Genomic DNA, 5,842 nt, shown 5'->3' on the forward strand with positions numbered 1-5,842 from the left:
ATTTTTCGAAATCTGCTGGGTGTTGCCGAGATTCACCGCTGGCATCACAAACGGGAGTATGAAGATGCACAAGTGAATTTCGGTGAGTTTTGGGCTATCTGGGATCAACTGTTCAGAACCTATCGGTACGAACCTGGGCAACTTCAACCGGGCCAGGTTGGAATGAAAGAAACTATGCCGCTGCGATATCTTCAGCAAATTAAATGGCCTTTCAGCTCGGAGTAACGTTTGACCCTGTAGTAAGGTCTAAGTTTTATCGTGAAGCTTTTTAGCAGACACAGGAATCTGAAGAATGACTAATGCCCAACTCATCCCCGTCCGCCAGACGTTCGCCGTGCGCAAAATGGACTGCGCAGCCGAAAAGCAATTGGTCAAAAGTGCTCTTGAAGACAAGCCCGGTATCATTTCGCTGGAATTTGATATGCAGCTTCGCCAGGTCGATGTTGTTCATACTGCCAAGCTTGGTGATGTTGATGCGGCGTTACAAAGGCTGAAGCTGGATTCAGAGCAGATAGCGCTGACGGATTACCATGGAGATGCTGATGTTTTAGCCAGTACTCAACAAGCCCGTGACGCAGATGAAGCCAAGACCCTACGGGCGCTTCTCGCAATAAACTTCGTTATGTTTGGCGTAGAAATTGTCGCTGGCATCTGGGCCCAATCGGCGGGCTTGATCGCGGATTCTTTGGACATGCTCGCTGACGCCAGTGTATACGGCGTAGCCTTGTATGCGGTGGGGCGAAGCGCGTCACTCAAGCTGACGGCAGCGCGCGCTACTGGCTGGCTCCAACTGGTTCTGGGCGTTGGTGTCCTGATCGAAGTGCTACGTCGCTTTGCCTATGGCAGCGAACCGCAATCCCTCTTCATGATTGGTATTGGGCTGATGGCATTGGCGGCCAATATTCTTTGCCTGTATCTACTGGCCAGCAAAAAAGATAGCGGGGTACATATGACCGCAACCTGGATTTGTTCGTCCAATGACGTTATCGCCAATGCGGGCGTCATCGTGGCTGGCATACTGGTAATACTGACAAACTCTCCGTATCCCGATCTGGTGATTGGTTTGATTATTACGGCGGTTGTATTGAATGGTTCCCGTCGCATACTGTCACTCAAGGCTAGGTAGAGAGCTCGCAATTCGAAGGGAGAAGAGCGAATGCAACGTTTTTCAAAAGCGATAGCGCCTTATGTGGAAGCGGAGCTGGAACGTGCCAGGGAGGCTGAGTCCCATGGCGACGCGGCCAAAGCCTTTCAGCACCTGGAAAATGCCCATGTACTGGGTCAAGAATCCACAGGCTGGCATGTCAAGGTACATTGGTTAATGTTTCTTTGGGGGGTGCGGCAGGGAGACAGTAAGGAAATCGTCGGTCAAATTATTCGCATCATCGGTGCAGCAGCGCTAACGGCAATAAAAGGCGTGCCCATTGGCAATACCGGCGGCAGTAATATCAGCCCGGTTAAGTCCTTGCCGATTAAGCCAGAACTGGAAGCGATTATTGCCAAGGTCAAAGCAGAAGGGGCTTGATCCTGTTTTTGCTGGAACTCGGAATGACTGGCAGCAGTTTTACTGCCAGTCATTTTCGATAGCGCTAGTCGGTTTGATCTCTCCGGTGCACCCAGCGATAAAGCACCGGCAATACAAATAACGTCAACAAGGTCGACGAGATAATTCCGCCGATCACCACCGTGGCCAGCGGGCGTTGAACCTCAGCCCCGGTACCCGTATTCAAGGCCATTGGCACAAACCCCAGACTGGCAACCATGGCGGTCATCAATACCGGGCGCAGCCGAATTAGTGCGCCTTCAACAATTGCCTCACGCAAATTTCCGGTCTCGTGCCAAAGGTCGCGAATAAAGGCCAACATCACCAGCCCGTTCAAGACAGCAACGCCTGAAAGCGCAATAAAACCAACGCCTGCCGAAATTGATAGCGGAAGATCGCGTAGCCACAAGGCCAATACGCCGCCGGTCAGGGCCAAGGGCACACCGGTAAAAATGATCAGCGAGTCCTTTAATGAACCGAAAGCCATCACCAGTAGCCCGATTATAATGGCCAGTGTGACCGGCACGACTAATGCCAGCCGTTGGCTGGCAGACTGCAGTTGCTCAAAGGTACCGCCGTAATCCAACCAGTAGCCTGCGGGCAAATCCACCTTTTCGGCAATCTGACGCTCGACCTCATCCACGAAGCTGCCCAGATCCCGGTCTCGCACGTTGGCGGTGACCACCACGCGGCGCTTGCCGTTTTCCCGGCTGATTTGAGCCGGCGCCTGTTTGAGCTGTAGCTCGGCAACCTCCGCCAGCGGTACGTAGTTGCCGTTGGGCACGGGAACTGGCAAAAACCCTAGGCTGTCGATGTCGCGCCGTATCGCTTCCGGTAACCGCAAGGCAAGAGTAAAGCGACGATCCCCTTCGTAAATCAGTCCAACGTCTTCACCGCCAATTCCCGCCGCAATCAGGGATTGCAGATCATCAACTGTCAAACCGTAGCGGGCCAGTGCTATTCGCTTGGGAATAATCGACAACATGGGTAAACCGCTGACCTGTTCCACGCGCGCGTCAGCGGCGCCCTCGACTTGCTGAACCACCGCCAAAATGTCTTCTGCGGTTTGTTCGAGCTGATCGAGGTCATCACCAAATACCTTGATGCCCAGATCCGCCCGCACACCGGAAATCAACTCGTTAAACCGCATTTGAATGGGCTGGGTAAACTCGTAGTTGTTGCCGGGCAAGGCTTCGAGTGCTTCTTCCATGGCATTCACCAACTCTGCCTTGGAACGGTTTGGATCAGGCCATTGGTCGCGAGGTTTCAGCATCACAAAGTTGTCGGCCACATTGGGTGGCATGGGGTCGGTGGCTACTTCTGGTGTACCGATTTTAGCGAATACCTTATCGACTTCCGGGAAGGCTTTCAGGCGCTCTTCGAGTATTTCCTGCAACTTGATGGATTGCTCAAGCCCGGTGCCGGGTATCCGCAAGGCATGTAAGGCGATGTCGCCCTCGTCGAGCTGGGGTACAAACTCTGAGCCCAGTGAGGTTGCCAGCCACAGGCAAAATGCCACCAACAGCGTTGCGCTCGCGACCACCAGGCCGGGCAGTGCGAGCGCCTTTTCCAGCAGAGGGCGATACAGGTTTTTGCCCGAGCGGATGATCCGGCTTTCTTGCTCCTGGATTGGGCCCTTCATAAACACCGCAACCGCTGCGGGAACCAGCGTGAGCGAGATGATCATAGCTGCCAGCAAGGCCATCACCACAGTGGCGGCCATTGGGTGGAACATTTTTCCTTCCACCCCGCTGAGGGTAAAGATTGGGATGTAAACGACGGTGATGATGGCCACACCGAACAAGCTAGGGCGGATTACCTCACACGTCGCGTCATACACCACCTCCAGGCGCTCGCGTAATGCCAGATTCTGACCAGTATGACTCAATCGCCGAATACAGTTCTCAACGATGATCACCGCACCGTCGACAATCAGGCCGAAATCCAGCGCGCCCAAGCTCATCAGATTGGCTGAAACGCCGGTGCGTACCATTCCAGTGATGGTCGCCATCATGGCAAGCGGTATGACCGCAGCGGTAATCAAGGCTGCACGAATATTGCCGAGCAGTAGAAACAGCACCACGATAACCAGCAACGCGCCTTCCAGTAGATTTTTCTGCACTGTGACGATGGTTTTATCCACCAGTGTCGTGCGGTCGTAAACAGTTTCTACCTTGATACCGTCCGGCAAAGAGGCTTTGACACTTTCCAGTTTGGCCGCAAGATCTTTGGCCACCGTGCGCGAGTTTGCACCGGTCAACATCATGGCAGTGCCCAACACTGTTTCTTTACCATCGCGGGTGGCTGCGCCGGTACGCAGCTCCTTGCCAATGGCAACCTCAGCCACGTCTTTGACCATGATGGGAGCTGAACCGTGGCGACCGACAACTACGTGTTCTATGTCGATAATGGTCTGAAGCTGCCCCGGCGAACGCACCAGTATCTGCTCGCCATTGCGCTCAATGTACCCGGCACCACGGTTATTATTGTTGGCCTGTAATGCACGAGCGATATCCTGCAAAGTTATGCCGTGCTCCAGCAACTTCATCGGATTCGGTGTTACGTGATATTGCTTGTCGAAACCGCCAATGGTGTTGATCTCCACCACACCGCGAACCTGAGCCATCTGCGGCTTAATAATCCAGTCCTGAATTTCCCGTAGTGCGGTTGCATCCCACGGTTCGCCATTGGGCTGTAGGCTGTCTTCGTCCGCCTGTACGGTGTAACTGAATATTTCGCCCAGGCCGGTAGCAATTGGCCCCATTCGAGGTTCAAGGCCCGAGGGTAAGGCGCTTTTGATTGCCGCCAGTCGCTCGTCAATCAGATTGCGAGCGTGGTAGATATCCGTGCCTTCCTCAAACACCACGGTGACCTGCGACAGACCATAGCGGGACAGCGAGCGGGTGTAATCGAGTTGCGGTAAACCATAGAGCGCCGTTTCAACCGGAAAAGTGATACGCTGTTCGGCCTCTAGGGGTGAGTAACCCGGCGCTTCGGTATTAATCTGTACCTGCACATTGGTAATGTCCGGTACAGCATCAATGGGAAGCCGCTGATAACTCCAGATGCCCATCCCGGTCAGAACCAGTATGAGACTCAGCATCAGAAAGCGCCTCTCGATGGAGAGACGAACTATTGAATCAATCATGTTTCTCTCCTTCAGTGTTCGTGAGCGGCGCCGGATTTTTCGATATCGGCCTTAATCAGATAGCTGTTTTCGACGACGTAGTGCACACCCGCATCCAGCCCTACCAACACCTCAGTATGGCGGCCATCAGTGCGACCGGTTTTTACAACCTGTGCGTGGAATTGATCACCCTCCTGAACGAAAACAACTGTCTTGCCTTCGAGTTTCTGGAGGGCCTGGTTTTCCACAACCAACGCAGCGCTGACGATTTCTGCATCAATTTCGCCAGTCACCAGATCGCCGGGCGCCATATCGCCGTTGGGGTTATCGAGCAGTACGCGCGCCAGAACGTAAGGTTCGCCCTGATCTGCAGGGGCAAGGGAATCTACGGTACTGTCGTGACGGTGGTTATTGTGAACAACGTGTACTGGTAGCCCCGGCTTAACTTCAAAACGCTGGGCGGAAAACACCTGAAGAGTCGCCCAAAGTTTCCGGGTATCCACCACGGTAAACAGAGGCGTGTTGCTGCTTATTTCACCGACACTGGTTTGGCGAGACTGGATGACACCCGCGATAGGTGCGCGGATCGCGTAATCTTTCAAACTGTCGTTGGATTCAATGATGGCCAGTACCTCACCCTTGCCGACCTGCTGGCCAACACGAGCGCTGACGGATTTCACTAGGCCAGCAAAGCGGGCTCGGACTTCAATGCGTTGATCCGGTGGCAATTCGAGGCGACCGTAGACCTTGAGATGACGCTCTATGGTGCCAGGGCCAGCGATGCCAGTGCGAATACCATTGCGGCTAGCCATGGCTTCCGAAATGGTGGTCGATGGCGCTCCCTCATCGTGTTCATGCTCAGCATCTTCGTGATTCACGGACTCCGAATGGGCTGAAGCGCCATGATTGTCATGATCCCCACCAGCAAGGACTTGTTGTGCGGGTAAGGTAAGAAAGGTAGCAAGCAAAAAGTACCGTAATGTCGTCGTGATTTTCATGATGTGTCTTCCGAATTCATTGGTCATGGCGGTTCTCCTCGCTGAGCGGAGTCGCTGTGAGCTGCTCGATCAAGGCCTGATGGTGGAGGGCGCTGGTTGCCTCGCTGATCAGCCGCCGCTGTGCATCCAGTAGTTCCTTCTGAACAGCTAACCAGTCGGTATAGCGATAGCGCC

Annotated in this window: 5 protein-coding genes; 3 read left to right on the forward strand and 2 right to left on the reverse strand. The window is 54.0% G+C overall.

Translation table 11 applies throughout. The features are described from left to right. The 3 genes from AC222A_RS18515 to AC222A_RS18525 all read left to right on the forward strand — a co-directional run. Positions 1–225 (forward strand): sterol desaturase family protein (locus AC222A_RS18515; protein ID WP_486775418.1); only part of this gene is annotated, 225 nt, incomplete at its 5' end. A gap of 67 nt (positions 226–292) precedes the next feature. Next, complete coding sequence (locus AC222A_RS18520; protein ID WP_372750378.1) at positions 293–1,126, forward strand: cation efflux transmembrane domain-containing protein; 834 nt, start codon at positions 293–295, stop codon at positions 1,124–1,126. Between the two features lie 30 nt (positions 1,127–1,156). Next, the gene (locus AC222A_RS18525) at positions 1,157–1,525 is read left to right on the forward strand and encodes a DUF3703 domain-containing protein (protein ID WP_372750379.1); all 369 of its coding nucleotides are present in this window, start codon (positions 1,157–1,159) and stop codon (positions 1,523–1,525) included. A 64-nt stretch (positions 1,526–1,589) separates the two neighbouring features. On the opposite strand, the gene AC222A_RS18530 is transcribed toward AC222A_RS18525, so the two are convergent. Together AC222A_RS18530 and AC222A_RS18535 are read right to left on the reverse strand one after the other, a co-directional pair. Continuing rightward, entirely contained in the window at positions 1,590–4,691 is a 3,102-nt protein-coding gene (locus AC222A_RS18530; RefSeq protein ID WP_486775419.1) for an efflux RND transporter permease subunit, read from the reverse strand. 11 nt (positions 4,692–4,702) lie between these two features. Beyond that, positions 4,703–5,695 (reverse strand): efflux RND transporter periplasmic adaptor subunit, encoded by a 993-nt coding sequence (locus tag AC222A_RS18535; RefSeq protein ID WP_372758280.1) that lies wholly within the window; start codon positions 5,693–5,695, stop codon positions 4,703–4,705. Positions 5,696–5,842: the final 147 nt, after the last annotated feature.

It is taken from the genome of Litorivivens sp., from assembly GCF_057445395.1.

What these genes read in the sequence shown, in the direction of transcription:
- AC222A_RS18520 (WP_372750378.1), top strand. Translation starts at nt 293, where the DNA reads ATGACTAATGCCCAACTCATCCCCGTCCGCCAGACGTTCGCCGTGCGC.
- AC222A_RS18530 (WP_486775419.1), bottom strand. Translation starts at nt 4,691, where the DNA reads ATGATTGATTCAATAGTTCGTCTCTCCATCGAGAGGCGCTTTCTGATG.
- AC222A_RS18535 (WP_372758280.1), bottom strand. Translation starts at nt 5,695, where the DNA reads ATGACCAATGAATTCGGAAGACACATCATGAAAATCACGACGACATTA.
- AC222A_RS18525 (WP_372750379.1), top strand. Translation starts at nt 1,157, where the DNA reads ATGCAACGTTTTTCAAAAGCGATAGCGCCTTATGTGGAAGCGGAGCTG.